This window comes from Hydrogenophaga sp. L310 (assembly GCF_055703065.1).
Map to the genome: position 1 here is coordinate 141,955 of NZ_JBVPZA010000010.1, position 24,447 is coordinate 166,401.

A 24,447-nucleotide genomic window follows, 5' to 3' on the forward strand; every position below is an offset into this window, starting at 1 on the left:
TCGTTGCAAAACACGGAGAATGCGTCCATGGACGCACACACCTCTCACGCCCTCTACGCCGAACGCCGCGCCCGCGTGGCCGCCCAGCTGGGCCCCGGCGGCATCGCCATCGTGCCGACCGCGCTGGAGCGCCAGCGCAACCGCGACAGCGACTTCCTGTTCCGCCACGACAGCTACTTCTATTACCTGACCGGGTTCTCCGAACCCAACGCCTGGCTGGTGATCACCGCCGAGGGCGAAACCACGCTGTTCTGCCAGCCCAAGGACCTGGAGCGCGAAATCTGGGACGGCATACGCCTGGGCCCCGAGGCTGCGCCCGAGCACCTGGGCGTGAGCGCGGCCTTTTCCGTGGCCGAGCTCGACCAGCGCCTGCCCCGGCTGCTGGAGAACCGCCACACGGTGTGGTTCCCCTTCGCCACGCACAAGGGCCTCGAAGGCCGGATCGACGGCTGGCTGCAGTCGGTGCGCGCGCGGGTGCGTTTTGGCGCGCTGTGCCCCGAGTCGCAGCGCGACCTGTGCGGCGTGCTCGACGAGATGCGGCTCTTCAAGGACCCGTTCGAGCGCGACACCATGCGCCGCGCCGCGCAGATCAGCGCCGGCGCCCACATCCGCGCCATGCAGCGCAGCGCCGCCATGCTGCGCGCCGGACAGGACGTGCGCGAATACCACCTCGACGCCGAACTGCTGCACGAATTCCGCCAGCACGGCTCGCAGTACCCGGCCTACGGCAGCATCGTGGCCGCCGGGGCCAACGCCTGCGTGCTGCATTACCGGGCCGACAACGCGCCGATCCGCGACGGCGAGCTGGTGCTGATCGACGCCGGCTGCGAGCTCCACGGTTATGCCTCGGACATCACGCGCACTTTCCCGGCCAACGGCCGCTTCACCGGCCCGCAGCGCGCGCTCTACGAGCTGGTGCTGGCGAGCCAGGTGGCCGCGATCGAAGCCACCCGGCCCGGCGCGCGTTTCGTGGCGCCCCACGAAGCGGCGGTGCAGGTGCTCACGCAAGGCATGCTGGACCTCGGCCTGCTCGACAAGAACCAGGTCGGCACGCTGGAAGACGCGATCCAGCACCGCCACTACTTCGCCCACTACATGCACCGCACCGGCCACTGGCTGGGCATGGACGTGCACGACTGCGGCAGCTACGTGGAGCCGTCCGAGGTGGACACCGTGAGCGAACGCCAGGACCCGCTGAGCGGCGAGACCATCAAAGACCGCCCGAGCCGCATCCTGCGCCCCGGCATGGCGCTGACCATCGAGCCCGGCCTGTACGTGCGGCCCAGCGACGGCGTGCCACGCGAGTTCTGGAACATCGGCATCCGCATCGAAGACGACGCCTTCGTCACCGAGTCCGGCTGCGAACTCATCTCGCGCGGCGTGCCGGTGCAGCCCGAGGAGATCGAAGCGCTGATGCGCGCGTGATCGTTCCAGAGGCTTCTCCCACCGTGCGCGTCCTGAGCGTCAACACCGGCAGCGCCCGCGCTTTGCGGATCGGCACTCGCAGCGTGCTTTCGGCCATCGGCAAGTCAACCGTCGCTGGCCCGGTGTCGGTCGGGCGGCTCGGTCTGCAGAGCGACGAGCAGGCCGACCCCACGGTGCACGGCGGGCTGGACAAGGCGGTCTACGCCTATCCGGTGGAACACCTCCCGTTCTGGCAGGCGCAGCGCCGCGAAGCTGGCGTGAGCCTCTTCGACGAAGCGCTGCCGCCCGGCTTCATGGGCGAGAACCTCAGCATCGAAGGCCTGCTGGAGCACGAGGTCTGGATCGGCGATGAGCTGCACTTTCCCGGCTGCGTGCTGCGCGTGACCGCGCCGCGCGAGCCCTGCTTCAAGTTCAACGCCGTCATGGGGCTGAACCAGGCGGGTCGGCTCATGATGGAGCGGCTGTGTTCCGGCTTTTACCTTGCCGTGGTGCGGACCGGCACCATCGAAGCGGGTGAGGCCTTCCAGCTGGTGCCGGGCACCCGTGGCCTGCGGGTCAGCGAGGCATTCGCCGCCAAACGCCTGAAACACCTGCGTTGATCCGCCGATCGGGCGTCATGGTTTTCGGGTAGAACCCCAGCATGAACACACAACAAGCCCATCTGCGCGTCCTCTGCCTGACGATGAACCCCTCGGTCGACCTGGCGACCGAAACCGAGCGCGTGGTGCCCACGCACAAGCTGCGTTGCGGCGACACGCTGCACGACGCGGGCGGCGGCGGCATCAACGTGGCGCGTGTGATCACGCGCCTGGGGGGCACATGCACCGCCCTGTGCCCCACCGGCGGCTCGGCCGGCCACTGGCTGGAGAAGCGCATGCGCGACGAGGGGCTGCACAGTGTCTTCCTGCCGATCGCCGACGAAACCCGCGTCAGTTTCACGGTGCACGAACACAGCACCGGCGCCGAATTCCGCTTCGTCATGCCGGGTCCGCACCTGACCGAACCCGAATGGCAGGCCTGTCTGAGCCATCTGGAACAGCTGCCCGAATTCCCCGACCTGCTGGTCGCCAGCGGCAGCCTGCCGCCGGGTGTGCCGGTGGACTTCTACGCCCGGCTGGCAAGACTGTGCCGCGAACGCGGCGCACGCATGGTGCTCGATACCTCGGGGCCGGCACTGGCCGCGGCGCTGGCCGAGGGCGTGTACCTCTTCAAGCCCAACCTGCGCGAACTCGCCGAGCTCAGTGGCGAGACGCTGGAGACCCCCGAACATTGGCTGGGTGCTGCCCGGCAGCTGATTCAACGCGGCATGACCGAAGTCGTGGCGCTGACGCTGGGCCATCTGGGTGCCCTGCTCGTCACGCGCGATGCGAGCTGGCGCGCCCCACCGCTGGACATCCCCGTGGCCAGCGCGGTGGGGGCGGGCGACAGCTTCGTGGGCGGCATGGTGCTTGCGCTGCAGCAGCATCGCCGCCTGCAGGACGCCTTTGCGCTCGGGGTCGCCGCCGGCTCCGCCACGCTGCTCTCGATCGGCACCGGTCTGTGCAGCCGAGAAGATGTGCAGCGCCTGCTGCCGCAGGTGCAACTCCAGCCGGCGGGCTGAGATCCGCTCGGCCTTCAGGGTGCCTTGTCCGCCTGAGCTTCGCGTGGCGCGGCACGCAGCGGCTCGTTGTAGCCGCTGAGGGCACGCTCCAGGGCCGAGCGGCTGGGTGATTCCACAAACAGGCAGGGTTTGCCGTGGCGCTCGAGCCGTTCGCGGTAGATCCGGATCGCCCGGGTGCGCCCACCCCCACACAACTCGGCACGGTCGTGCATGGACGGGCCTTGGTCATGGAACCGGGGTCCGCTGCACGGAGCAGACGCCACCGGGCTGACCGCCAAGGGCTGCGCCGCCAGGCAAGCGTCTGCATGGTCGGTGTGGCCCGCTTCCACTTCCTCGTGCGCCTGATGGCTGGCCAGCAGCCGGGGCCCGGCCGGGTTGCTGCACGGGGCACCGATGGCGCAGCGCCCCTGCGGCCTTTGGTCCCGGGGGCGAACGCGCAGGCCCTGCAGTTCGACAACCACTGGGTGCGGGTGGGGCGGGTCGATGCGCCGGCGGCTCAGGAACGGTGGGCTTCGGGATCGTCGCTGACCCGGTCGCAGGCCTGACCGTTGAGCCGGCATTGACCATCCTCTTCCAGCCAGGGATGGGCATGGCCCACACAAGCGGTCTGGCAGATCACGACCTGGGCTTCGCGGGTGCCGGACGCCACCGGAGGCCGCGGCTTCATCGCCAGCGGTCGATCACGGCGCAGCACGGTGGCTGCACCCAAACCCCAGAACACGCTGGTGCGCAGCAGCACCAGTTCGGCGCGCAGCCGCAGGTTGTCGCCTTCCAGCGCAGCCACATGGACGGCCGAGGACCGCAGCAGCTCGGTGCAACGGCTCTGCAGCCCCCCATCTGGCGCATCAGGACCCCGTGTTCGTGCGCCAGTCCCGGCGTCAAGGGCCCTTCATCGCGGTTCTCCGGCTGCCGTGCGGGGCTGTGGCTTGGGATCATGTGGATCTCCCTGGGCGTGGACAGGCAATGGCTCTGCCTGGTGACGGGTGCAGCACCACCACGCGGTGCTGGGCCGGCGCCCAAACGGGCTCGCGCGGGTCGGGCTTTTCCCGGCGCCCGGGCTTGGCGCCACAGGCCCACAGCTGCAACTGCAGTGGCCCGTGCGCCACGTGCGCCAGCACGCCAGGAAGGTGCTGGCGGCAGGTGAAACCGGACACGCCGGTGTGGCCGGCGAGGGTGCGCGACAGGCGTTCCACCAGTCATCTCAATGCACACCCCCAGCCACGCGGTGCCACAGCGGTGTGGGTTCTGGAGGAACTTCCTGCACCAGCGCATCTTCCAGCGAAAGCTGCCAGCGTTTGCGCAGGTTTGCCGCCATGGCGCGCATGGGCGGCGAGACGTGGGGATGCCCGGACAGGAAGAACAGGTTGGAGACCAGTTTTCGCGCCATCAGGCTGCGGTTCGGGCCGTCCGCCGGGGCCTGGGCGTAACAGGTCATGAGCGCCAGCGTACCGGCTGTCAAGGCCTCGACGGAGGGCAGGCGGACGCAGTCATCGTCCGGGTCGCTGGCTTCACAGTGGGGGTGGCGCATGAGGGTCTCCGGGAGATGAAGATCGTGTCGGCAATCCACGATCGGTTGGCATAAAATCAAATCATATGCGAATGATTCGCATTTGTAAAGTGCCCCCGATGACCTCCACTGCGGGTGCCTGTGAATGACGACAATGATCCGAGCCACAGCCTCAAAACCCATCAAGAAAGGAACCCGCTCATGAAAGGCGACAAGAAGGCCATTGGCCACCTGCAGGCGCAGCTGAAGAACGAACTCACCGCCATCAACCAGTACTTCGTGCACTACCGCATGCTCAAGCACTGGGGCTTTGACAAGCTGGCCAAGAAGGAATATTCGGAGTCCATCGGCGAGATGAAACACGCCGACTGGCTCATGGACCGCATCTTTGTGCTCGACGGCCTGCCCAACCTGCAGGACCTCGGCAAGCTGAACATTGCGGAAAACGTGCCCGAGATGCTGGCCAGCGATCTGGCACTTGAGCGCGGCGCCCAGGCCACCATCAAGGACGGCATCGCCTACTGCGAGTCGGTGCGCGACTACGTGTCGCGCGATCTGCTGCAGAAGATCCTGGACGACACCGAAGAGCACGTCGACTTCCTGGAAACCCAGTTGGAGCTGGTCGACAAGGTCGGTCTTCCCAACTACCTGCAAAGCCAGATGGGCGAGCCCGCCTGAGCAGGCCACACCCCTCTGCATCTCACGCGGGCATGCGGTACCCCGGTGCGGGCCTGGATACCCCTCCACATTCGCTGGTTACTCCACAAATTGAATACGATCAATTATCATTTGCAGACCTATCCCCTCCCGGAACCGCCTGCCATGATTGTTTGTGTTTGCCACCGCGTCAGTGACCAGACCATTGCCCGTGCTGCACGTTCGGGCATGGACTTTGACGACATCCAGCTGGAGCTCGGGGTGGCCACGCAGTGCGGCAAGTGCGAGAGCTGCGCGCGTGCGGTGTGGTCCGAATGCCGCTCAGGTCAACCCACCGCGCACCTCAAGATTGACGAACTGAGGCAGCACCTGTCCCGCGGGACGCTGCAACTGTCGCCGGTCTGAAGTCGGCGCCCTGGCGGCCTCACGGCCCGCAACCCCGCACGTCACCACGCGTCCGTCCCGCCACCGCTGGCCCGTTCAGCCGCCCGGATCGGCCCCGCGCGGGGTCATTCCATCCGAAAATGTCATTTCAAACTCACCCACTACGCACTTTTGCGCACTGGGCTTTTTTGGGCTGCGCATTTAGAATGCGCAATTGACTTTCACATTGCAAGATGGAAACCCGCCAGGAGACAAGGCCATGACCCCGAACAACAGCCAGGAAGACAAACGCGCCGAACTCAAACGCGCCGCGCTCGAGTACCACGAGTTCCCGACGCCCGGCAAGGTGGCCATTGCCGCCACCAAGCAGCTGACCAACCAGCGCGATCTGGCGCTGGCGTATTCGCCCGGCGTGGCGGCCCCCTGCGAAGAAATCGTCGCCGACCCGAACAACGCCTTCAAATACACCAGCCGCGGCAACCTGGTGGCTGTCATCACCAATGGCACAGCCGTGCTGGGCCTGGGCGACATCGGTCCACTCGCCGCCAAGCCGGTGATGGAAGGCAAGGGTGTTCTGTTCAAGAAGTTCTCGGGCATCGACGTGTTCGACATCGAGATCAACGAAAGAGATCCGGACAAGCTGGTCGAAATCATCGCCTCGCTTGAGCCCACCTTCGGCGGCATCAACCTCGAAGACATCAAGGCGCCGGACTGTTTCTACATCGAGCGCAAGCTGCGCGAGCGCATGAAGATTCCGGTCTTCCACGACGACCAGCACGGCACGGCCATCGTGGTCGGTGCCGCCATCTTCAACGGCCTGAAGGTCGCTGGCAAAGACCCGAAAAAGATCAAGCTCGTGACCTCGGGCGCTGGCGCTGCGGCGCTCGCCTGTCTGGGCCTGCTGGTGAAGCTCGGCATCCCGCGTGAAAACATCTGGGTGACCGACCTGGCCGGCGTGGTGTACGAGGGCCGCACCGAGTTGATGGACGAGGACAAGGTCCAGTTCGCGCAGAAGACCACCCAGCGCACCCTGTCGGAAGCCATCGTCGGTGCCGACGTGTTCCTCGGCCTGTCGGCCGGCGGCGTGCTGAAGAAGGACATGGTGGCCCAGATGGCGGTGAATCCGCTGGTCTTTGCACTGGCGAACCCGAACCCCGAGATCACGCCCGAGGACGTGAAAACGGTGCGCGACGACGCCATCATGGCCACTGGCCGCTCCGACTACCCGAACCAGGTCAACAACGTCCTGTGCTTTCCCTACATCTTCCGCGGTGCGCTCGACGCTGGCGCCTCCACCATCACCGACGAGATGGAGATCGCCGCGGTGCACGCGATCGCCGAACTGGCCCAGGCCGAGCAGAGTGACGTCGTTGCGGCGGCCTATGCGGGCGAGAAGCTGGCCTTTGGTCCGGAATACCTGATCCCGAAACCGTTCGATCCGCGGCTGATGATGAAAATCGCGCCGGCCGTGGCCCAGGCCGCCGCCGACAGCGGCGTGGCGCTGCGCCCGATCACCGACATGGAGGCCTACAAGCAGCGCCTGCAGAGCTTCGTGTTCGCCTCGGGCACGATCATGAAGCCGATCTACGCGGCGGCCAAGACGGCGCTCAAGAAGCGCGTGGCCTACGCCGAGGGCGAGGAAGAGCGCGTGCTGCGCGCGTGCCAGATCGTGGTGGATGATGGCCTGGCCCGCCCGACGCTGATCGGCCGCCCCGCCATCATCGCCGAGCGCATCGAGAAGTTCGGCCTGCGCCTGAAGCAGGAACTGGATTACGACGTGGTCAACGTCGAACAGGACCACCGCTACCGCGATCTCTGGCAGACCTACCACCAGCTCATGGAGCGCCGCGGCGTGACCGAGCAGCTGGCCAAGATCGAGATGCGCCGCCGCCTCACGCTCATCAGCTCCATGCTGCTGCGCAAGGGCGACGTGGACGGCGTGATCTGCGGCACCTGGGGCAACACCCAATTGCACCTGGACTACATCGACCAGGTGATCGGCAAACGCGAGGGCGCGAACTGCTACGCGGCCATGAACGCGCTCATGCTGCCGGGTCGCCAGGTGTTCCTGGTGGACACCCACATCAACTACGACCCCACCGCCGAACAGCTGGCCGAAATCACCAAGATGGCCGCACGCAAGATGATGCGCTTCGGCATCACGCCCAAGGCCGCGCTGCTGTCGCACTCCAACTTCGGCTCGTCCAATCAGCCCAGCGCGATCAAGATGCGCGACACGCTGGCATTGCTGCAAACCCATGCACCGTGGCTCGAGGTGGACGGCGAGATGCACGGCGATGTGGCACTGGACGCGGATGCACGGCTTTCGATCATGCCGCGCTCGGCCCTCAAAGGCGACGCCAACCTGCTGATCTGCCCCAACATCGACGCCGCCAACATCGCCTACAACCTGCTCAAGACGGCGGCCGGCGGCAACATCGCCATCGGCCCCATGTTGCTTGGCGTGGCCAAACCCGTGCACATTCTCACAGCCAGCGCCACCGTGCGCCGCATCGTGAACATGACAGCCCTCACCGTGGCCGAGGCCAACGTTTCCCGGTAATCCCTTGGGAAAAAGCAAGCGCTAACTTTTCTAAACATTTTTGCCACTGCAAGTTGCCTGTTTATTCAGCAATCGCTTGCAATTCTGTAACGCTTCGGGCACACTACCGACCTTGAATCACAGGGTTAACCCGCCCCGTCAACACCGCCGCAAGACACATCTTGTCGGGGTGCCGGAGGCGGGTTGATCGCATCAGGAGCAGGGATTTCATGGATCTGAAACGGATCCGGTGGTCAGGTGCATGGGCGGCAGCAGCCGTCCTGTTGGTGGCAGTCGGCACCTTTTTGGTGCAAGCCCGATCGCCCGACAGCAGCACCCTTCCGGGTTCGGCCGTCGCCTCCGTGGCTTACTCGGGCTTGCCCGTGCAGGGCCGGGAGGTGATGTCGCAGATACGGCAGGGTGGTCCTTTCCGGTACGAGAGAGATGGCACCGTTTTTGGCAACAGAGAGCGGTTGCTGCCGGGTCAGAAGCGAGGTTACTACCGGGAATACACCGTGCCCACACCGGGTTTGAACCACCGGGGTGCACGACGGATCGTGTGTGGAGGACAGAGGCCCCGGGCGCCTGATGATTGTTATTACACCGAGGATCACTACAGCAGCTTCAGGCTGATCGTGCAGTGATCCGGAGCGCAGTGAGCAGATTTTTAACTTTGACTTTAGAAAGAGACGCGGAGATGGACACGCCACTTCGTAACGTAAAACCCAATATCGTTCAGTCGATTCGCGCCTATGGCGTGAAAGACCTGCAGGCTGCGGCCGAGCAGTTGGGTCATCACTTTCTGTACGCCAACCTGGCCAAGGCCCAGAGCAAGCAGGATGTGCTGGAGTTGATCGCGGCGCAGTACACGCTGCCGTCGCACTTCGGCAAGAACTTCGATGCGCTCTACGACTGCATGACCGATCTGGTCCACAAGTCGGGTCCGCAGACCGGTTTCATCGTCGTGCTGGAGCACATCCCGGCCCACGCCAAGTTCGACAAGGAAGCGCGCGAGCAACTGCTCGACATCTTCCGCGATACCGCCGACTACTGGAGCGATCGCAAGATCCCGTTCCGTTGCTTCTACTCCTTCTCGGTCGCGCGCGCATCCAAAGGCGAAGCACCGATCGAGGTGGAAAACGAAGAGCCGATGCCGACGGACAAGCTCCTGGACGTGAGTCCGATGGCGCTTCGCATGAGCAGCCCGTTCAACGCCGGGTACTGGTTGGCTGCGGCCTGACCTGACTTGACCCACCCCCGCGCCGCCTTCGGCGTCTCCCCCTCAAGGGGGCGGCACTGGCGGCCCGGCAAAGCCGGTTCCGCGGTGCCCTGGAAGGAAAAAAGCCGCTGCGATGCAGCGGCTTTTTTATGCCTGCGTGTTTTCTATTGAACAGCCTGGGCGAGCGCCACGTACTCGTGCACCGGCACTTCTTCAGCGCGGCGTTGCAGGTCGAAGGTACCGGCGAAGTTGCGGGCTTCCAGCCACTTGCCCAGCGTGTTGCGCAGGATCTTGCGGCGCTGGCTGAAGGCGGTCTGCACGAGTTCGCCGTAGAGCTTCAGGTCAATGGCCGGTGGCTGCGCCAGCGGAACCATGCGCACGATGGCGCTGTCCACGCGCGGTGGCGGATCGAAGCTCTCAGGTGGCACGAACAACACGTTTTCCATGGCGTAGCGCCACTGCAGCATGACGGACAGGCGGCTGTAATCCGCTGTGGCCGGTCGGGCCACCATGCGGTCGATCACTTCTTTCTGCAGCATGAAATGCTGGTCCTGAATCACCGCCACATGGTCCAGCAGGTGGAACAGGATGGGTGTGGAGATGTTGTAGGGCAGGTTGCCCACCACCCGGATCCCGATGCGCTCCGCCCGCTGGGGGTCCGGTGCGCCCCCCGGGGCCGGAGGGCGCTGAACCGAATGCAGTTCATGCGCCAACGCCGTGAAGTCCACCTTCAGCACATCGGACTCGACCACCCGCAACCGAGGATGGGCACGCAAGCGAACGGCCAGATCACGATCCAGCTCGATGACCGTCAAGTATCCCAGTCGCTCAACCAGGGGTTGCGTGAGCGCGGCCAGCCCGGGGCCGATCTCGACCATGTGATCGGCCGGCGACGGCGCGATCTCGCGCACGATGGCTTCGATGATGCCCTGGTCGGTCAGGAAGTGCTGACCAAAGCGCTTGCGCGCGATGTGTTTCATGTGCGCGGCGTACGGTCCGCGATCAGGGCCGGGGGTCTTCGCGGTATTCCACGAAGGCGCGCGCGCGCACGTCTTGTGACCAGTTCAACAGCACCGCCTGGGCTTTCTGATCCCGCAACCGGGCGCGGGCCACTTCGCGCTGTTCACGTTCGCTCATGGCGGTATTGCGGCGCTCATCGACCCGGATGAGGTGCACACCAAAGCGCGACACCAGCGGCTGCGACATCTCGCCGGGTTGCAGCCTGTCCATCACCTCTTCAAACTCGGGGACAAACTGCCCCGGAACGCTCCAGCCCAGATCACCCCCCTGGCCCGCCGAACCGTCCTGACTGTGCTCTCGCGCCAGCTCTTCAAAACTGCCCTGCCCGCTGGCCACCTGCTGGCGGTACCGATTGAGCCGGGCGACCGCATCGGCCTGACTGAGCTGGGGTCCTGTGCGCAGCAGGATATGGCGCGCGCGGGTCTGGGTGACGGTGAACTCGGGTGATGTACTGGTCTGGCGCTTGTCGATCAGCTTGAGCACGTGGAAGCCCGCTTCACTGCGCAACGGCCCCGCGACACCCCCGGCGACCAGTGAACGTGTCGCGTCAACGAACAACTCCGGCAGCCGGGTGATCGGACGCCAGCCAAACTCACCGCCCGTCGCGCCCTCTGGCGCATCGGAAAACTCTCGCGCCAGCGCAGCAAAGTCGCCCCCCGCGCGTGCGCGATCGGCCACGCTCTGGGCTTTGGCCTGCAACTCGCTGATGCGCGCAGCGCTGGCCGAATCGGGTACCTGCACCAGCACATGAGCCAGACTCAACTCCAGGCTGTCGGGGTTGTTGGCGCCTTGCTCCCGGATGAACGCGTCGATTTCGGATTCGTTCACCTTCACCCGCAGTTCCACTTCGCGCTCGCGCACGCGTTGCAGCAGGATCTGACCGCGCAGTTCGTTGCGCATCCGGTTGATGTCCATGCCTTCGGCAGCCACACGCCGGCGAAACTCTTCCGGGGTGAGCTGGTTCTGGGCCGCGATCGCCTGTTCGGCCTGAGCGAGGGACGCCTCGTCCACGCGCAGCCCCAGCTCATTCGCCTCCTGTTGCTGGGCACGTTCGGCCACCAGTTGTTCCAGCACGAGGCGCGCCAGTTCCTCCCGGGGAGGCAGCGCGACGCCTCGCTGGGCGTACTGCTGTTCGACACGCAGCAGGCGTTGCCGCACTTCGCTGTTGGTGACCGGCTCGGAATTGACCAGCGCAACGATGTAGTCCACCGTGCGCGTGGCCACGGACGGCTGTGTACTGCCTGCCCGTTCAAGCTCGCTGCTCAAGCGCAAGGACTGGGCGGAGGCGGAAACGGGATTCAGCGCGAACAGTGCCAGGCCGCACAACAAAGCGGGCAAAGGGCGCAAGCGGGCAATGTCGGTCATGTGGATCTGTGTGGGTCAGTCGTACTGCTGGAAACGGCTTGGCGGGGCAATCTCTTCACGCAGGTACTGGTATTTCGGTACGTTGCCCTGCAGGGTCTGAAGCGAGCTTGCGCCGACACGAGAGAAGCCGGAAAACTCAAGCTGGAACAAAATGCTCTGGTTGGCTGCGGTCGTGCTCTGCTGCAGACGGGACACCACCACGCGCCCCAGCCAGCACCCGGCATCGTATTCAAATCCGGCCACAAGATCGATGATCTTGCGATCGGGCATGCTGTAGTTCAAGCGTCCGACAGAGTACCACTGGCCCGGCCCCAGGGCACGACCCGGCACACGCGCCGGCGCATTTCCCCACAAGGCGGCGAGTGGCCACTGCCAGCCCAGATCAATCTGCTCGCTGACGTCTCGCTGAATACGGTAGGCCGCGCTCAGGACACGGTAAGGACCTGGCGTGTAGCGCCCCCCCACCGTGGTCCGCACGCTCTCCCGACTCTTGGGGTTGTACTGCAGGTTGGTGTCAAACGACCACAGCGGATCCCACTGGACACGGGCGGCCAGCAGCATGTCGCTCAGCCGCTCGGTGACAGGCGTTCCTCCCGGCAATGTGACGTTCTGGTCCTCAAGCAACAGGCGCTGGGCGATGCCCAGCCGGATCACCTCAGCGCCGTTGTCGACATCCAGCAGCCGGGAATTGACCCCCAGGGTCACTGCCCGGGTGTCCGAAATGCGGTCGTTGCCGTTGTAGGCATTTTCGGCAAACATCGTCGCCAGGTTGAAGTCCCGTGCACCGGAGTCGAAGTTGGGCAGGCCCGCCTGGTCTCGGTAGGGCGTCCAGGTGAAAAACGCCCGGGGCTCCAGCGTCTGCGTGTACTGGCGGCCGAAGTAGGCGGCCGGTCGTTCGAACACCAGGCCGCTGTCCAGGCTGACGGTGGGCACCGCCCGCGAAGCCGACACTGGGACACCGGCGGTATTGTCAAACTGGTACTGGGTCGCATGCAGGCGCGCGCGGGGCTGCACAAACCAGCCAGGGGATTGCCAGCGACGGGTGAGTTCGGCCACCGCCAGGGATCGATCTCCTCCGGATTTGAGCTCTCCGGCCGTGGACAGAACGGAGCGCTCGAAGCGGGTGAAATTGGTCTGCACCAGCAGATCCCAGCCAGGCGATCCCAGCAGTGTCTGGTCAAACTTCTGATAGTTCAATGCCAGCGACGGCAGGCGGTCATAGGGTGGGGTGAAAGGCGCACTCACATCCTGCAAGGACTGCCACTGGTATACACCCGCATTCACCGACCAGGGCCCGCCAACCCAGCTCATGTCAGCATCGTTGAGCAGCAACCGCGAGGTCAAGGAAGTGATCGAACGGGGGAAATCGCGCCAGTAGTTGTCATCGCCCACACGGTTCAGGTTCACACGCAGGCCGATCGGGCCTCCGCCACCGACGCTGTCTGTCAGGCGCTGGTTGTGCTGCAGCGAATACGCCCAGCGGTCATCGTCGCGCAGCCGGTCCGAGGGCATGAACGCGGCCCGCAGCCGCCCCGTGTAACTCGGCTGCAGGTAGCGGAATTCACCCGCGAGATCCACGCCCCGTTTCGTCATCAGGGACGGCGCGAGCGTGGCGTCCATGTTCGGCGCCAGGTTCAGGTAATACGGGGCTGTCAGCTGCACGCCACTTTGATTGTCGATGGCCATGCTCGGCGGCAGGACCCCCGATTTGCGCTTGTCGGACAACGGGAAAGTGAAATAGGGCGCCGCCAGGATCGGCACACCCTTGAACTCCAGCACACCGCCCTTGGCCGTGCCCACGTCTTCCTCGGTGTCCAGCTCGATGGTGGTGGCGCGGACCAGCCAGTCCGGCATCCAGGTGCTGCCCGGCGGCCGCTCGCAGGTGGAGTAGCGCCCGTCGTGCACCACCATCTTGTCCTGGCTCAGGAAGTCGATGCGGCTGGCGTCGCCGTTGGCCTGGTTCTTCAACAACCGGTAGGTGGGTTCCGAAAAATGGCCTTTGTAGGTCTCCACGTTCATCTGCAACTCGGGACCCTCGAAGCGGTCGCCACTGCGGTTGATCAGGACATGGCCCGTGGCGAGCGCCTCGTTGGTGCGCTGGTCGAATTCGACCCGATCCGCGCGAATGACCGTGTCGTGGCGCCGGAGCTCCACCTCGCCGTCGATCACGGTGAGGTCGTCGGTCTTGCCTTCCATGCGCTCACCCCACACAAAGGTCGGCAACTGCTTGCGCGTTTCTGGCGGCAGCGTCTCCTGCAACAGGGCGCCCGGTTTGAGTCGGATCGATTCTCCGGCATCGGCATCCTGCGCCCACACCGGCACAGCCCCGGCACCCAGCGCCAGCACCGCAATGGCACCCTGGACGGCCCGGGACAGGCGGGTCGGTTCGGGACAGGCGCCGCTCGCTGCACGAGCGCTGCGGGAAAAAGCGGGGATGGGTCTGGAAGCAGGTTTCAAGGCGGTGTGTGGCAAAACGGCCGACTCTGAATGCTGTAGGAACTCGGTCCCGCTGCAACAGGTCGGCGGGACCACGAAACGCCCGCCCGGAACCAGGTCAGCGGCGCAATGGATTTTTCGAATCTGCGGCGATTATCCTATGCCTGTTGCCGCTTCACGGCGACGGTCGCTGACACCCCCCAACCCCCGCCCCAGACATGCCCCCCAATACGAACGCCGTCGCGTGGACGGACCCGCAGCGCGAAGCCGCTTTCCTGGCCTGGCTGGCGCCTCTCGCCCGGCAGCACGGCCTGCTGGCGACCTCGCTGCGCCCGGCTTCCGCCGATGCCAGCTTTCGGCGCTACCTGCGGCTGGACCGCCTGAGCGGCGGCAGCCTCATCATCATGGATGCGCCACCGGCACACGAAAACTGCCAGCCCTTTGTGCAGGTGGCCGCGCTGATGCGCGATGCGGGGTTGCTGGTGCCCGATGTGCTGGCCTGGGACGAGCCACAGGGTTTCATGCTCCTGAGCGACCTGGGTCACCAGACCCTGCTGGACGTGATCAACCCGGAACGGCCGCAGGCCAGCCACGCCCACTACATGGCCGCGCTCGACAGCCTGCTGGCCTGGCAGCTCGCCTCGAAGCCCGGCGTGCTGCCGCCCTACGATGAGACCCTGCTGCGGCGCGAACTGCAGTTGTTCCCTGACTGGTACCTCACGCAGCACCGTCAGGTGACGCTGGATGCCAAGGAGGCCACGACACTGCAGAAGGCCTTTGACAGCATCGTCCGGCGCAACCTCGCCACACCCAGCGTCTACGTGCACCGCGACTTCATGCCCCGGAATCTGATGATCCCCCGCCAGCCTGGCACCACACCGGCCCAGCAGCTTGGTGTGCTCGATTTCCAGGACGCGGTCTACGGCCCCATCACCTACGACGTGGCCAGCCTGATGCGCGACGCCTTCCTGACCTGGGAAGAGGATTTCATCATCGACGTCACCATCCGCTATTGGGAAAAGGCCCGCCAGGCCGGCCTGATGGACTTCGAGGACTGGCACAGCGACTTCGGTGCCTTCTACCGTGCGGTGGAGTGGATGGGCCTGCAACGCCACCTGAAGGTCGCAGGCATCTTCGCGCGCCTCACGCTGCGCGACGGCAAGCCCAAGTACCTGGCCGACGCGCCGCGCTTCATCCACTACATCCGCCATACCACGCACCGCTACCGCGAACTCGGCCCGTTCCTCCAGCTCATCGACAAGATCGAAGGTTTCGAGGCCGCGTCGGGCTACGCCTTCGGGCGGGTCTGATCCCCACATGCCGCGCTTTCACTGCCCCGTCCCGATGACCCTCGGCGCCGAGCTGGAACTGCCCGCTGCCGCTGCGCGCCACGTGCAGGTGCTGCGCCTGCAACCGGGCGGCGTCATCACGCTGTTCAACGGCGAAGGCGGCGAATACAGCGCCACCATCCTGCGCATGGGCCGCAGCGACGTGGCGGTGCGCGTGGACAGCCACGAGGCCCTGGAGCGCGAAGCCAGCCGCCGTGTGCACCTGGCGCTGGGCATGCCCGCCAACGACCGCATGGACTGGCTGGTGGAAAAAGCCGCCGAACTCGGCGTGGCCGGCATCCAGCCCCTGCACACCGCACACAGCGTGCTGCGCCTGAGCGGCGAGCGCGCCACCAAGAAACAGGCGCATTGGCAGTCGGTGGCCATCGCGGCCTGCGAACAATGTGGCGGCAACCGCGTGCCGGCCGTGTCGCCGGTTCAGGAACTGCTGGCCTGGCTGAAATCAGGCGCCGCGCAAGAGGCCGATCCAGAGGCCCCCCGCCCCCTGCGCTGTCTGCTCTCGCTCGCGCCCGACACCCGCCCCCTGGCCGACGTGCTGCGCGACATGCCGGCCCAGGCACCGCTGCTGTTCCTGAGTGGCCCGGAGGGGGGGCTCAGCCCGTCCGAGGATGCCCAGGCCCGAACGGCGGGCTTCATCCCGGTGACCCTGGGCCCACGCGTGCTGCGCGCAGAAACCGCCGCGCTGGCGGCGCTGGTCATCGCCTCGCAGCCCTGAAGCCGCGCCGGACCACCTCAGGCGGTCGTGGCGTACATCGGCTTGCCATCGTTGAGGTAGAGCCAGCCCTTGACAATGCGGTAGATGAACCAGACCAGGTTGCCCAGCAGGACGAAGGCTCCCACCACCAGAAACAGGGTGAGCACACCGATCACGCTCCAGAGCAGCGCGAACCAGAAGGTGCGGATCTGCCAGCGGAAATGGCTTTCCAGGTAGGTGCCGGCCACGTCGTCCTTCTTCACATAGTTCATGACGATGGCCACCAGGCAGGTGATGCCGAGCAACAGCGACGAGGCGTACAGCGCGTAGATCACCGTCGTGAGGGTCTTGTTGGCGTCGTCGGCCTTCGGTTCAGCGCTTGCGTTCATGAGTCCTCCTGGAATCTGCGTCTTTACAGATGGTGCAAACGGCCGGCTGGCCGACTTGGCCCACTATACCGTCGGGTCCGCGACCCCAGAAGCGCCCAACGCCTTGTATAAACAACCACTTATGAACAAGAATCTCTGGCTCCTGGCCGCCGCGCAAGGCCTGTTCCTGACCAACAACGTGGTCTTCATCGCCATCAACGGGCTGGTCGGGCTGTCGCTCGCGCCACTGGGCTGGATGGCCACCCTGCCCGTGATGGGCTACGTGGTGGGCGGGGCGCTGTCCACGCCGCTGGTGGCGCGCACCCAGAGCGCGTTCGGCCGCAAGGGCTCGTTCCAGATCGGGCTGCTGGTGGCGTTGGCTTCGGCGCTGCTGTGCTTCTGGGCAGCGATCGACAAAAACTTCTGGCTGCTCGTGACGGCCACCGTGATCGCCGGCTACTACAGCGCCAACGGCCAGTTGTACCGGTTTGCCGCTGCCGAGTTGAGCGCGCCCGATTTTCGAGAAAAAGCGGTGTCGCTGGTGTTGGCCGGCGGTCTGGTGGGCGCGGTGCTGGGACCCAATCTGGCCAGCCGCACGCGCAGCCTGTTCGAGGTGCCGTTTGCCGGTGCCTACCTGGCGCTGGCCGTGGTGGCGCTGCTGTCGATGGCCATCATGTTGTTTCTGAAATTTCCACCGCTGCCGCCCAAGAAGGCCAACGCCGACCCGGGGCGCCCGCTCTCGGTCATCATGCGTCAGCCGGTTTTCATCGTGGCCACCGCCGGGGCGGCGCTGGGCTACGGTGTGATGAACCTGCTGATGGCGGCCACGCCGCTGGCCATGCAGGTGTGCGGCTTTGAATTTGACGACGCCGCGCTGGTGCTCGAATGGCATGTGATCGGCATGTTTGCGCCGGGCTTCTTCACCGGGCACCTGATCAAGCGCTTCGGCACGCTCACCATCATGGGCGTGGGTGTGGTGCTCAACATCGCCTGCATCGCCGTGGCGCTCACGGGTGTGAACCTGCACCAGTTCCTGATCGCGCTGTTCCTGCTCGGCGTGGGCTGGAACTTTCTCTTCACCGGCAGCACCACGCTGTCGCTGCAAGCCTACAGGCCTGAGGAAAAAGACCGCGCACAGGCCGCCATCAACTTTTTTGTTTTCGCCACCATGGCCCTCACGTCGTTCGCCTCCGGTGCACTGGTCACCACGCAGGGCTGGCTGTGGCTGAACGTGGGTTCCCTGGTGCCCGTGGCCCTCACCGGACTGGCGCTGGCGTGGCTTGCGTGGGTCCGCCGGCAAGCCCACAATGCGGCCTGATCTGACGCCGGTCGGCGCCAGACGGGTTTTCTGTTCGGGAGGTTGTCATGGGGCTGTTGGATTCACTGGTGGGCGCGGCGCTCGGAGGCGGGCAAGGTGGTCAGACTCAAGCGGGCACGGGCGGCCTGGATCCCCAGGTGCTCATGGGCATCGTCGCTGCGCTGATGAACAACGGCGGCGGCCTCTCGGGCATCCTGGCCAAGCTGCAGCAGGGCGGTCTGGGTGACGCGGCGGCTTCGTGGGTGGGCACGGGCGCCAACCAGCCCGTGTCGCCCGACGCACTGGGCGGCGCGCTGGGTCCGGACCTGATGGGCATGATCGCCAGGCAGCTCGGCGGCAACCAGCAGCAGGCCGCCGGCACCCTGGCCGATCTGCTGCCGGGCCTGATCGACCAGCTCACGCCACAAGGTCGGCTGCCGACCGACAACGGCCTGGGTGGCCTGGGCGCGCTGCTCGGAGGTGGTGACGGCAAGCTTGATGCCGGTGACCTGATGGGCATGCTCGGCGGCCTGATGCGCAAATAAGCCTGTTCGACCCCAACTGAAACGGCCTCTTCGGAGGCCGTTTTGTTGTGGGGCAGCTCAGGCTGGGGCCCGAAGATCGAGCCACGCCTTCAGCGCTGCGTAGGCCCTCGAAGGATCTGCCTCGTTGAAGATCTCGTGGAACTGGCCATCCAGGCACTGGCTGGTCACCAGTTCGGGCGGCGCCACGGCGGCAAACGCGCGGCTGCCTTCGGGTCGCACCAGACGGTCCGCGCCCGCGTACAACAACAACGTGGGCACGCGCCAGTGGGGCGCCGCGGCCACCACGGACGGGCCGTTGCTGTCGATGAAATGCGCCAGCCGCGCCGAGATGCGGTCGTGCACCAGACTGTCCTGCTGGTAGGCCTGCACCACGTCAGCGTCGTGCGATATCTGGCGCGCATCGAGCCCGTTGGACAGCGCGAGGTTGGGCGCCCAGCGGTACAGCAGCCGCACGAGCCTCTTCTGCAGCGGGCCGATGCCCGCGTTCAGCGCGGGCGACGACAGCACCAGCCCGTCCACCGGCGCCAGGTTGCGGTGCACGAAGGTGGCGGCCACCAGACCGCCCATGCTGTGCCCGAAAAGGATCAGCGGACAGGCCCAGGGGTTGGCGAGGTGGCGGCGGGTGTCGTCCAGCACCTCGGACAGATCGGACAGCAGCGCATCGTCGTCGGGCAAAACACCCTGCGCGCCGCCGGACTCGCCGTGGCCTCGCTGGTCGTACGCACGCACGCAAAAGCCCCAGTCGTTGAGCCGCTGGGCGAGCGCGTCGTAGCGCCAGGCGTGTTCGCCCAGGCCGTGCACGATGAGCACCACCGCCCGCGGGCGCATGCGCAAAGGCAGGGGCCAGTCGTAGAGGGCGAGGTTCAGTCCGTCGCGCAGCGTGAACGGGGCTTGGGTGGTGTCGGACATGAGCGAAAGACTCTCAGCCTCTCAGGGCATGCGGGCCATGACCTGAGCCACCGCGGCCGTGAGGCGGCGCGCGTAGTCGAGGTGCAGGAACTCGTTGGGGCCGTGGGCGTTGCTCTTGGGGCCGAGCACGCCGCAGACCATCATCTGCGCCCGCGGGAAACCCTGGCTGAGCATGTTCATCAGCGGGATGGTGCCCCCTTGGCCGATGGTGCCGCAGGCAGCACCGAAGTGGGCCTGCGAGGCGCCCTGCAGCGCGTCTTCGAACCACGACGCTGTGCTGGGCGCGTTCCAGCCGGTGGCCGCGCCTTCGCCCTCGAAAGTGACGCGGGCCTGGTAGGGTGCGTTGTCTTCCAGCAGGGCCTTGAGCTGCTGCACGGCGGCGGGCGCGTCCACCAGCGGCGGCAGGCGCAGACTGAGCTTGAACGCGGTGTAGGGCCGCAGCACGTTGCCGGCGTTCTGCAGCGTGGGGAAACCGTCGGCGCCGGTCACGCTGAGCGTGGGCCGCCAGGTGCGGTTGAGCAGGGCCTCCACCGGGTCGGTGGTGGTGGGCAGGGCGAACACGCTGGAGCCCCCGCAGTCGTGGTGCGCCCAGGGGAAACGTTTGTAGAGCTCCTCGCCCAGGATGGTCGCGGTGGCCTGCGCCTGCGCCAGCCGCTCGGCCGGCACTTCGCAATGAAAGCTGGCGGGCAGCAGCCGACCGGTGGCGCTGTCTTCCAGCCGGTCCAGCACCTGCCGCATGATGCGAAAGCTCGACGGCACCAGGCCCGAGGCATCGCCGGAATGGATGCCTTCGGTGAGGATCTCGACCTTGAGCACGCCGCTGGCCATGCCGCGCAGGCTGGTGGTGAGCCAGAGCTGGTCGTAGTTGCCGGCGCCACTGTCCAGGCAGATCACCAGACCCACGTCGCCCAGCCGGGTGCGCAGCGCGTCCACATAGGGCAGCAGGTCGGCCGAGCCACTTTCTTCGCAGGTCTCGATCAGGCCGACGATGCGCGGATGCGCCACGCCCTGGGCCTTGAGCGCCTGCACCGCGGCGATGCTGGCATAGACCGCGTAACCGTCGTCGGCGCCGCCTCGGCCGTAGAGGCGGCCGTCATCGATCTTCGGCGTCCAGGGGCCGAGGTCGCTGCGCCAGCCGGTGAACTCGGGCTGTTTGTCGAGGTGGCCGTACATCAGCACGGTCTGGCCGGATGCGGGAGCCGGTGTGCCGTCTCTCCCGGCGCTGGCCGGCACCTCGAAAAACAGCACCGGCGTGCGCGGCACGCCGTTGGCATCGTTGAGCCGCACGATCTCCAGTGTGAGGCCATCGACGGACTGCGCGCGCACCCAGTCGGCCGCGCTCTGCAACACGCGCTCCAGCAGGCCGTTCGCCGCCCAGTCGGGGTCGAACATGGGCGACTTGGCGGGCACCTCGATGTAGCGCACCAGCTCGGGCACGATGCGCTGCGCCCAGGCGGTGTCGACATGGGCCTGCAAGGCCGAAGCATCCAGCGGGGGCAGCGGTTGGGGCAGTCGGGCATTCATGGCGTGGTCTTTCGGCTGGCGGCGCGGGCCGCGCGGACAAAACGCGAGTATAGGCAGGGCCGCGCCGCCTTGGACCGGCCACGGCTTGCGTGGCGGCCACACGGCGGCGTTACACCGTGCCCACACAAATATGCGAAGCGGTGCGCGCGGCGGTGTTGCCCATCACGTTCAGCACCTGAACGGATGGAGGCTTGTCCGGATGAATGACGGCGCGAACCCGAATACATGAAATGAAGAAAACAGGCACTTGCTGCCTTGCCCTCACAGATCGGGTGCCGGTCGGGCGTCCCGCAGGTGTCGTCCGGCCGTATGGCACTCTGGTAATTTCGCAGCATGCAAGCACTCAACCCCCACCTGGCCCCCACGCCCTGCATCGACAGTGCACACCCCGCGGTGATGGCCTTCGCGCGCACCCATGCGCAGGGCGCCACCGAACGGGACCGCGCCGTGGCGCTGTACAACGCGGTGCGCGACGGCCTGCGCTATGACCCTTACCGCATCGACCTGTCCGAACACGGCATGAAAGCCAGCACGGCGCTGGCGCAGGGGTTGGGCTGGTGCGTGCCCAAGGCGGTGGTGCTGGCGGCCGTGGCGCGGGCGGCCGGCATCCCGGCGCGGCTGGGCTTTGCCGACGTGCGCAACCACCTCTCCACCCAGAAGCTGCGCGAGACCATGCAGACCGATGTGTTCGTCTGGCATGGCTACACCGAGCTGTGGCTGGACGGCGCCTGGCGCAAGGCGACGCCAGCCTTCAACCTCTCGCTGTGCGAAAAATTCGGGCTGCTGCCACTGGAATTCGACGGCGTGCACGATTCGCTCTACCACCCGTTCGACCGTGCGGGGCAGCAGCACATGGAATACGTGAACCAGCGCGGCAGCTTCGACGACCTGCCGCTGGCGCAGATCACGGCCACCTTTGAACAGATCTACCCGGGCCTGCTCGGAAACACGGGCGGCGACTTCGCGGCCGACGCCGCGCGCGAGGCTGGCCACTAGAAAAAGCGGCCGACGTTGAACAGCGTCAGCACACCCAGCACGGCGAAGATCAGCGCCGAAATGCCGTGCACCAGCGTCATGGACACCTTTTTCGCAATCTGGTCGCCCAGGAACACCGCGGGCACGTTAGCGATCATCATGCCCAGCGTGGTCCCGGCCACCACAGCCACAAAGGCGTCGTAGCGCGCGGCCAGGGCCACGGTGGCGATCTGCGTCTTGTCGCCCATCTCGGCCAGAAAGAACGCGACCACGGTGGTGCCGAAAACGCCCAGACGCAGACCCTTGGTAGCGGTCTCGTCGTCGTCGATATGGTCGGGGATCATCATCCACACCGCCATGGCGAGGAACGAGGCGCCGATGATCCAGCGCAGCCACACCGGGCCGATCGCGTCGGCCACCCACTGTCCCACGGCGCCGGCCAGCGCGTGATTGGCCAGCGTGGCCACCAGGATGCCGAGCACGATGGGGAGGGGTTTGCGAAAGCGCGCAGCCAGCAACATGGCCAGCAGTTGCGTCTTGTCGCCCATTTCACCGAGCGCGACGACGCCGGCGGAGACCAGAAGTGCTTCCAAGATGGTGATCCCAGGGCCAGACCAATAGAGAAACCACAACGCGACCCCGGCCCAACCGGAGGCATTGTGGTCAAAGGTCTGGCCAGGCTGGCGGGCTGTCTGCGCCATGGCCGTGAGGGCCAAGTGTGTTGACGCAGACCCCTGCAGGTTGCAGGGCGGCTACTCCCCCGTGACGGGTGAGCCGCGATTTTAACCGCAGCCGTCAGCTGGAGAAGCGGAACACCGCCGTGCTGGCCAGCAGGTTGGGCAGGGTGCGGACTTCGTGGCCTTCGTGCAGGCCGAAGCTGTCTTCGATGGTGAGGCCGTTGCGGCGCGCGAGCACCTCGAAGTCGCGGTAAGTGCCGACGCGGATGTTGGGCGTGTCGTACCACTGGTAGGGCAGGCGCTTGGTCACCGGCATGTGGCCCTGCAGCACCGCCAGCCGATTGGGCCAGTGGGCGAAGTTGGGGAAGGCCACGATGCCCAGGCGGCCCACGCGCGCGGTCTCCAGCAGCATGGTCTGCGCATTGCGCAGGTGTTGCAGGGTGTCGATCTGCAGCACCACGTCGAAGGCGTCGTCGTTGAACATGGTTAGCCCGCCTTCGAGGTTGAGCTGCAGCACGTTGACGCCGCGTTTGACGCAGGCGAGCACCTTGGCGTCGTCGATCTCCACGCCGTAGCCGCTGCAGCCGCGCGTGGCCTGCAGGTGGGCCAGCAGGGCGCCGTCGCCACAGCCCAGATCGAGCACGCGCGAGCCCGGCGGCACCAGCCGGGCGATCGATTCCAGAATGGCTTTTTCGCTCATTTCGATCCTCCCGAAGCCTGACCCACCGTGTGCTCGAAGTAGGCCCGCACCGCCTGGTGATAACGCGGGTCGTCGAGCAGGAAGGCGTCGTGGCCGTGCGGCGCGTCGATCTCGGCGTAGCTCACGTCACGCCCGTTTTCCAGCAGGGCCTGAACCATCTCGCGGCTGCGCGCGGGCGAGAAGCGCCAGTCGGTGGTGAAGCTCACCAGCAGGAACCGGGCTTTCGCGCGCGCCAGCGCGGCGCTCAGGCTGCCACCGTGTTCGCGCGCGGGGTCGAAATAATCAAGCGCCCGGGTGATCAGCAGGTAGGTGTTGGCATCGAAGTACTCGCTGAACTTGTCGCCCTGGTAGCGCAGGTAGCTCTCGATCTGGAACTCCACATCCTGCGTGGTGTAGCGGTAGGCCAGCTCGGCGGTGTCGGCCGGGTCTTCCCCGTTCGCGGTGCGCAGGCTGCGCCCGAACTTCTCGTTCATCACGTCGTCGCTCAGGTACGTGATGTGGCCGATCATGCGGGCGATGCGCAGGCCACGCCGGGGCAGGGTGCCTTCGCGCAGGTAGTGGCCGCCATGGAAATCAGGGTCGGTGACGATGGCGCGGCGCGCCACCTCGTTGAAGGCGATGTTCTCGGCCGTGAGGTTGGGCGCGCTGGCGACCACGATGGCGTGGCGCACGCGCTCGGGGTACTGCAGTGTCCAGCTCAGCGTCTGCATGCCGCCCAGGCTGCCGCCCATGACGGCGGCCAGTTGCTCGATACCCATGACGTCGAGCAGGCGGGCCTGCGCGCTGACCCAGTCTTCCACCGTGACCACGGGAAAGTCCGCGCCCCAGGGCTGGCCGGTGGCGGGGTTGGTGTGGGTGGGGCCGGTGGAGCCGAAGCAGGAGCCGAGGTTGTTGACGCCGATCACGAACCACTTGTCCGTGTCCACCGCCTTGCCTGGGCCGATCATGCTGTGCCACCAGCCCTCGCTGCGGGGCAGCGGCTGGCCGTTGGCGTCGGCGTGCCAGCCAGCGACGTGGTGCGAGGCGTTGAGGGCGTGGCAGACCAGCACCGCGTTGGAGCGGTCTGCGTTGAGCGCGCCATAGGTTTCCACCACCAGCTCGTAGGCGGGCAGCACGGCGCCACTCTTGAGCGGCAGCGGTTCGGTGAACCGGAACGTTTGGGGCGTGACGATCACAGCGGTTTCCCCTGCCGGGCAGGGTCCAAAAACAAAAACCCGGTGCCGCCAAGAGCGAGACCGGGAATCCCCCCTTTAG

At 66.2% G+C, this 24,447-nt stretch carries 25 protein-coding genes, 1 pseudogene and 1 riboswitch; of the genes and pseudogenes, 13 read left to right on the forward strand and 13 right to left on the reverse strand.

Annotated features, from left to right (window positions below; translation table 11 throughout):
- The first annotated feature begins 27 nt into the window (after nucleotides 1-27).
- The 3 genes from AC0GNO_RS17050 to AC0GNO_RS17060 are packed head-to-tail and all read left to right on the forward strand — an operon-like array spanning nucleotide 28 to nucleotide 3,025.
- Nucleotides 28-1,425: an aminopeptidase P N-terminal domain-containing protein gene (locus tag AC0GNO_RS17050; protein ID WP_472888608.1), complete on the forward strand. Its 1,398-nt coding sequence runs from the start codon at nucleotides 28-30 to the stop codon at nucleotides 1,423-1,425.
- Nucleotides 1,422-2,024 carry an MOSC domain-containing protein gene (locus tag AC0GNO_RS17055; protein ID WP_472904827.1) on the forward strand — a complete coding sequence of 201 codons (603 nt, stop codon included), beginning with the start codon at nucleotides 1,422-1,424 and terminating at the stop codon, nucleotides 2,022-2,024. The genes AC0GNO_RS17050 and AC0GNO_RS17055 overlap by 4 nt, the downstream gene beginning before the upstream one ends.
- Before the next feature lie 41 nt (nucleotides 2,025-2,065).
- Nucleotides 2,066-3,025: a 1-phosphofructokinase family hexose kinase gene (locus AC0GNO_RS17060; protein WP_472904828.1), complete on the forward strand. Its 960-nt coding sequence runs from the start codon at nucleotides 2,066-2,068 to the stop codon at nucleotides 3,023-3,025.
- A gap of 14 nt (nucleotides 3,026-3,039) precedes the next feature.
- On the opposite strand, the gene AC0GNO_RS17065 is transcribed toward AC0GNO_RS17060, so the two are convergent.
- From AC0GNO_RS17065 to AC0GNO_RS17080, 4 genes are all read right to left on the reverse strand, one after another.
- Nucleotides 3,040-3,237: a hypothetical protein gene (locus AC0GNO_RS17065; RefSeq protein ID WP_472904829.1), complete on the reverse strand. Its 198-nt coding sequence runs from the start codon at nucleotides 3,235-3,237 to the stop codon at nucleotides 3,040-3,042.
- A gap of 284 nt (nucleotides 3,238-3,521) precedes the next feature.
- On the reverse strand, nucleotides 3,522-3,809 hold the full coding sequence (locus AC0GNO_RS17070) for a hypothetical protein (RefSeq protein ID WP_472904830.1): 288 nt from the start codon (nucleotides 3,807-3,809) through the stop codon (nucleotides 3,522-3,524).
- Nucleotides 3,810-3,957: 148 nt separating this feature from the next.
- Nucleotides 3,958-4,218, reverse strand: coding sequence for a hypothetical protein (locus AC0GNO_RS17075; RefSeq protein WP_472904831.1), 261 nt, complete (start codon nucleotides 4,216-4,218; stop codon nucleotides 3,958-3,960).
- An 8-nt stretch (nucleotides 4,219-4,226) separates the two neighbouring features.
- Complete coding sequence (locus tag AC0GNO_RS17080) at nucleotides 4,227-4,553, reverse strand: hypothetical protein (protein ID WP_472888604.1); 327 nt, start codon at nucleotides 4,551-4,553, stop codon at nucleotides 4,227-4,229.
- Nucleotides 4,554-4,733: 180 nt separating this feature from the next.
- Here AC0GNO_RS17080 and bfr point away from each other — a divergent pair, with 180 nt between their 5' ends.
- The 5 genes and pseudogenes from bfr to AC0GNO_RS17105 form a co-directional block, all read left to right on the forward strand.
- Nucleotides 4,734-5,210: a bacterioferritin gene (gene bfr, locus AC0GNO_RS17085; RefSeq protein WP_472904832.1), complete on the forward strand. Its 477-nt coding sequence runs from the start codon at nucleotides 4,734-4,736 to the stop codon at nucleotides 5,208-5,210.
- Nucleotides 5,211-5,354: 144 nt separating this feature from the next.
- Nucleotides 5,355-5,594, forward strand: coding sequence for a (2Fe-2S)-binding protein (locus tag AC0GNO_RS17090; RefSeq protein WP_472888602.1), 240 nt, complete (start codon nucleotides 5,355-5,357; stop codon nucleotides 5,592-5,594).
- Nucleotides 5,595-5,832: 238 nt separating this feature from the next.
- Nucleotides 5,833-8,136: an NADP-dependent malic enzyme gene (locus tag AC0GNO_RS17095; RefSeq protein WP_472888601.1), complete on the forward strand. Its 2,304-nt coding sequence runs from the start codon at nucleotides 5,833-5,835 to the stop codon at nucleotides 8,134-8,136.
- Nucleotides 8,137-8,345: 209 nt separating this feature from the next.
- Complete coding sequence (locus AC0GNO_RS17100) at nucleotides 8,346-8,759, forward strand: guanyl-specific ribonuclease (protein ID WP_472904833.1); 414 nt, start codon at nucleotides 8,346-8,348, stop codon at nucleotides 8,757-8,759.
- A gap of 53 nt (nucleotides 8,760-8,812) precedes the next feature.
- Nucleotides 8,813-9,208, forward strand: a pseudogene (locus tag AC0GNO_RS17105) (barstar family protein); the annotation flags it as partial.
- Between the two features lie 290 nt (nucleotides 9,209-9,498).
- Here the strand turns inward: AC0GNO_RS17105 and rsmA are convergent.
- The 3 genes from rsmA to AC0GNO_RS17120 are packed head-to-tail and all read right to left on the reverse strand — an operon-like array spanning nucleotide 9,499 to nucleotide 14,176.
- Nucleotides 9,499-10,314 (reverse strand): 16S rRNA (adenine(1518)-N(6)/adenine(1519)-N(6))-dimethyltransferase RsmA, encoded by an 816-nt coding sequence (rsmA, locus tag AC0GNO_RS17110; protein ID WP_472904834.1) that lies wholly within the window; start codon nucleotides 10,312-10,314, stop codon nucleotides 9,499-9,501.
- A gap of 22 nt (nucleotides 10,315-10,336) precedes the next feature.
- Nucleotides 10,337-11,719, reverse strand: a complete 1,383-nt coding sequence (locus AC0GNO_RS17115) for a peptidylprolyl isomerase (protein ID WP_472904835.1) — start codon at nucleotides 11,717-11,719, stop codon at nucleotides 10,337-10,339.
- 15 nt (nucleotides 11,720-11,734) lie between these two features.
- A complete protein-coding gene (locus AC0GNO_RS17120) occupies nucleotides 11,735-14,176 on the reverse strand; it encodes an LPS-assembly protein LptD (RefSeq protein ID WP_472904836.1) in 2,442 nt (813 codons plus the stop codon).
- Between the two features lie 197 nt (nucleotides 14,177-14,373).
- Between AC0GNO_RS17120 and AC0GNO_RS17125 the strand changes: the two genes are divergently transcribed.
- Nucleotides 14,374-15,465 (forward strand): aminoglycoside phosphotransferase family protein, encoded by a 1,092-nt coding sequence (locus AC0GNO_RS17125; protein WP_472904837.1) that lies wholly within the window; start codon nucleotides 14,374-14,376, stop codon nucleotides 15,463-15,465.
- A 7-nt stretch (nucleotides 15,466-15,472) separates the two neighbouring features.
- Nucleotides 15,473-16,219: a 16S rRNA (uracil(1498)-N(3))-methyltransferase gene (locus AC0GNO_RS17130; protein WP_472888595.1), complete on the forward strand. Its 747-nt coding sequence runs from the start codon at nucleotides 15,473-15,475 to the stop codon at nucleotides 16,217-16,219.
- Nucleotides 16,220-16,236: 17 nt separating this feature from the next.
- Here the strand turns inward: AC0GNO_RS17130 and AC0GNO_RS17135 are convergent, their stop codons facing one another.
- Nucleotides 16,237-16,587 (reverse strand): DUF4870 family protein, encoded by a 351-nt coding sequence (locus AC0GNO_RS17135; protein WP_305360064.1) that lies wholly within the window; start codon nucleotides 16,585-16,587, stop codon nucleotides 16,237-16,239.
- Between the two features lie 121 nt (nucleotides 16,588-16,708).
- Here AC0GNO_RS17135 and AC0GNO_RS17140 point away from each other — a divergent pair, with 121 nt between their 5' ends.
- Both AC0GNO_RS17140 and AC0GNO_RS17145 read left to right on the forward strand, forming a co-directional pair.
- On the forward strand, nucleotides 16,709-17,884 hold the full coding sequence (locus AC0GNO_RS17140; RefSeq protein WP_472904838.1) for an MFS transporter: 1,176 nt from the start codon (nucleotides 16,709-16,711) through the stop codon (nucleotides 17,882-17,884).
- Between the two features lie 47 nt (nucleotides 17,885-17,931).
- Nucleotides 17,932-18,408 (forward strand): YidB family protein, encoded by a 477-nt coding sequence (locus AC0GNO_RS17145; protein WP_472904839.1) that lies wholly within the window; start codon nucleotides 17,932-17,934, stop codon nucleotides 18,406-18,408.
- A 57-nt stretch (nucleotides 18,409-18,465) separates the two neighbouring features.
- Here AC0GNO_RS17145 and AC0GNO_RS17150 read toward each other — a convergent pair whose 3' ends face one another.
- Together AC0GNO_RS17150 and AC0GNO_RS17155 are read right to left on the reverse strand one after the other, a co-directional pair.
- Nucleotides 18,466-19,317 carry an alpha/beta hydrolase gene (locus AC0GNO_RS17150; protein WP_472904840.1) on the reverse strand — a complete coding sequence of 284 codons (852 nt, stop codon included), beginning with the start codon at nucleotides 19,315-19,317 and terminating at the stop codon, nucleotides 18,466-18,468.
- Between the two features lie 21 nt (nucleotides 19,318-19,338).
- Nucleotides 19,339-20,841, reverse strand: a complete 1,503-nt coding sequence (locus AC0GNO_RS17155; RefSeq protein ID WP_472904841.1) for a M20 family metallopeptidase — start codon at nucleotides 20,839-20,841, stop codon at nucleotides 19,339-19,341.
- Between the two features lie 333 nt (nucleotides 20,842-21,174).
- Between AC0GNO_RS17155 and AC0GNO_RS17160 the strand changes: the two genes are divergently transcribed.
- The gene (locus tag AC0GNO_RS17160) at nucleotides 21,175-21,837 is read left to right on the forward strand and encodes a transglutaminase-like domain-containing protein (RefSeq protein ID WP_472888589.1); all 663 of its coding nucleotides are present in this window, start codon (nucleotides 21,175-21,177) and stop codon (nucleotides 21,835-21,837) included.
- On the opposite strand, the gene AC0GNO_RS17165 is transcribed toward AC0GNO_RS17160, so the two are convergent.
- The 3 genes from AC0GNO_RS17165 to metX all read right to left on the reverse strand — a co-directional run bounded on the left by AC0GNO_RS17165 (nucleotide 21,834) and on the right by metX (nucleotide 24,368).
- Complete coding sequence (locus AC0GNO_RS17165; RefSeq protein ID WP_472904842.1) at nucleotides 21,834-22,409, reverse strand: TMEM165/GDT1 family protein; 576 nt, start codon at nucleotides 22,407-22,409, stop codon at nucleotides 21,834-21,836. The genes AC0GNO_RS17160 and AC0GNO_RS17165 overlap by 4 nt on opposite strands.
- A gap of 10 nt (nucleotides 22,410-22,419) precedes the next feature.
- Nucleotides 22,420-22,589: riboswitch (yybP-ykoY riboswitch) on the reverse strand.
- Between the two features lie 22 nt (nucleotides 22,590-22,611).
- Nucleotides 22,612-23,193: a methionine biosynthesis protein MetW gene (gene metW, locus AC0GNO_RS17170; protein WP_177136720.1), complete on the reverse strand. Its 582-nt coding sequence runs from the start codon at nucleotides 23,191-23,193 to the stop codon at nucleotides 22,612-22,614.
- Nucleotides 23,190-24,368, reverse strand: a complete 1,179-nt coding sequence (gene metX, locus AC0GNO_RS17175; RefSeq protein WP_472888587.1) for a homoserine O-succinyltransferase MetX — start codon at nucleotides 24,366-24,368, stop codon at nucleotides 23,190-23,192. The genes metW and metX overlap by 4 nt, the downstream gene beginning before the upstream one ends.
- Between the last annotated feature and the right edge of the window lie 79 nt (nucleotides 24,369-24,447).

Excerpts from the sequence above, each read along its gene's own strand:
- AC0GNO_RS17050 (WP_472888608.1), top strand. The coding sequence starts at position 28 with ATGGACGCACACACCTCTCACGCCCTCTACGCCGAACGCCGCGCCCGC.
- AC0GNO_RS17060 (WP_472904828.1), top strand. The coding sequence starts at position 2,066 with ATGAACACACAACAAGCCCATCTGCGCGTCCTCTGCCTGACGATGAAC.
- AC0GNO_RS17065 (WP_472904829.1), bottom strand. The coding sequence starts at position 3,237 with ATGCACGACCGTGCCGAGTTGTGTGGGGGTGGGCGCACCCGGGCGATC.
- AC0GNO_RS17080 (WP_472888604.1), bottom strand. The coding sequence starts at position 4,553 with ATGCGCCACCCCCACTGTGAAGCCAGCGACCCGGACGATGACTGCGTC.
- bfr (WP_472904832.1), top strand. The coding sequence starts at position 4,734 with ATGAAAGGCGACAAGAAGGCCATTGGCCACCTGCAGGCGCAGCTGAAG.
- AC0GNO_RS17090 (WP_472888602.1), top strand. The coding sequence starts at position 5,355 with ATGATTGTTTGTGTTTGCCACCGCGTCAGTGACCAGACCATTGCCCGT.
- AC0GNO_RS17095 (WP_472888601.1), top strand. The coding sequence starts at position 5,833 with ATGACCCCGAACAACAGCCAGGAAGACAAACGCGCCGAACTCAAACGC.
- AC0GNO_RS17100 (WP_472904833.1), top strand. The coding sequence starts at position 8,346 with ATGGATCTGAAACGGATCCGGTGGTCAGGTGCATGGGCGGCAGCAGCC.
- rsmA (WP_472904834.1), bottom strand. The coding sequence starts at position 10,314 with ATGAAACACATCGCGCGCAAGCGCTTTGGTCAGCACTTCCTGACCGAC.
- AC0GNO_RS17115 (WP_472904835.1), bottom strand. The coding sequence starts at position 11,719 with ATGACCGACATTGCCCGCTTGCGCCCTTTGCCCGCTTTGTTGTGCGGC.
- AC0GNO_RS17125 (WP_472904837.1), top strand. The coding sequence starts at position 14,374 with ATGCCCCCCAATACGAACGCCGTCGCGTGGACGGACCCGCAGCGCGAA.
- AC0GNO_RS17130 (WP_472888595.1), top strand. The coding sequence starts at position 15,473 with ATGCCGCGCTTTCACTGCCCCGTCCCGATGACCCTCGGCGCCGAGCTG.
- AC0GNO_RS17135 (WP_305360064.1), bottom strand. The coding sequence starts at position 16,587 with ATGAACGCAAGCGCTGAACCGAAGGCCGACGACGCCAACAAGACCCTC.
- AC0GNO_RS17140 (WP_472904838.1), top strand. The coding sequence starts at position 16,709 with ATGAACAAGAATCTCTGGCTCCTGGCCGCCGCGCAAGGCCTGTTCCTG.
- AC0GNO_RS17145 (WP_472904839.1), top strand. The coding sequence starts at position 17,932 with ATGGGGCTGTTGGATTCACTGGTGGGCGCGGCGCTCGGAGGCGGGCAA.
- AC0GNO_RS17150 (WP_472904840.1), bottom strand. The coding sequence starts at position 19,317 with ATGTCCGACACCACCCAAGCCCCGTTCACGCTGCGCGACGGACTGAAC.
- AC0GNO_RS17155 (WP_472904841.1), bottom strand. The coding sequence starts at position 20,841 with ATGAATGCCCGACTGCCCCAACCGCTGCCCCCGCTGGATGCTTCGGCC.
- AC0GNO_RS17160 (WP_472888589.1), top strand. The coding sequence starts at position 21,175 with ATGCAAGCACTCAACCCCCACCTGGCCCCCACGCCCTGCATCGACAGT.
- metW (WP_177136720.1), bottom strand. The coding sequence starts at position 23,193 with ATGAGCGAAAAAGCCATTCTGGAATCGATCGCCCGGCTGGTGCCGCCG.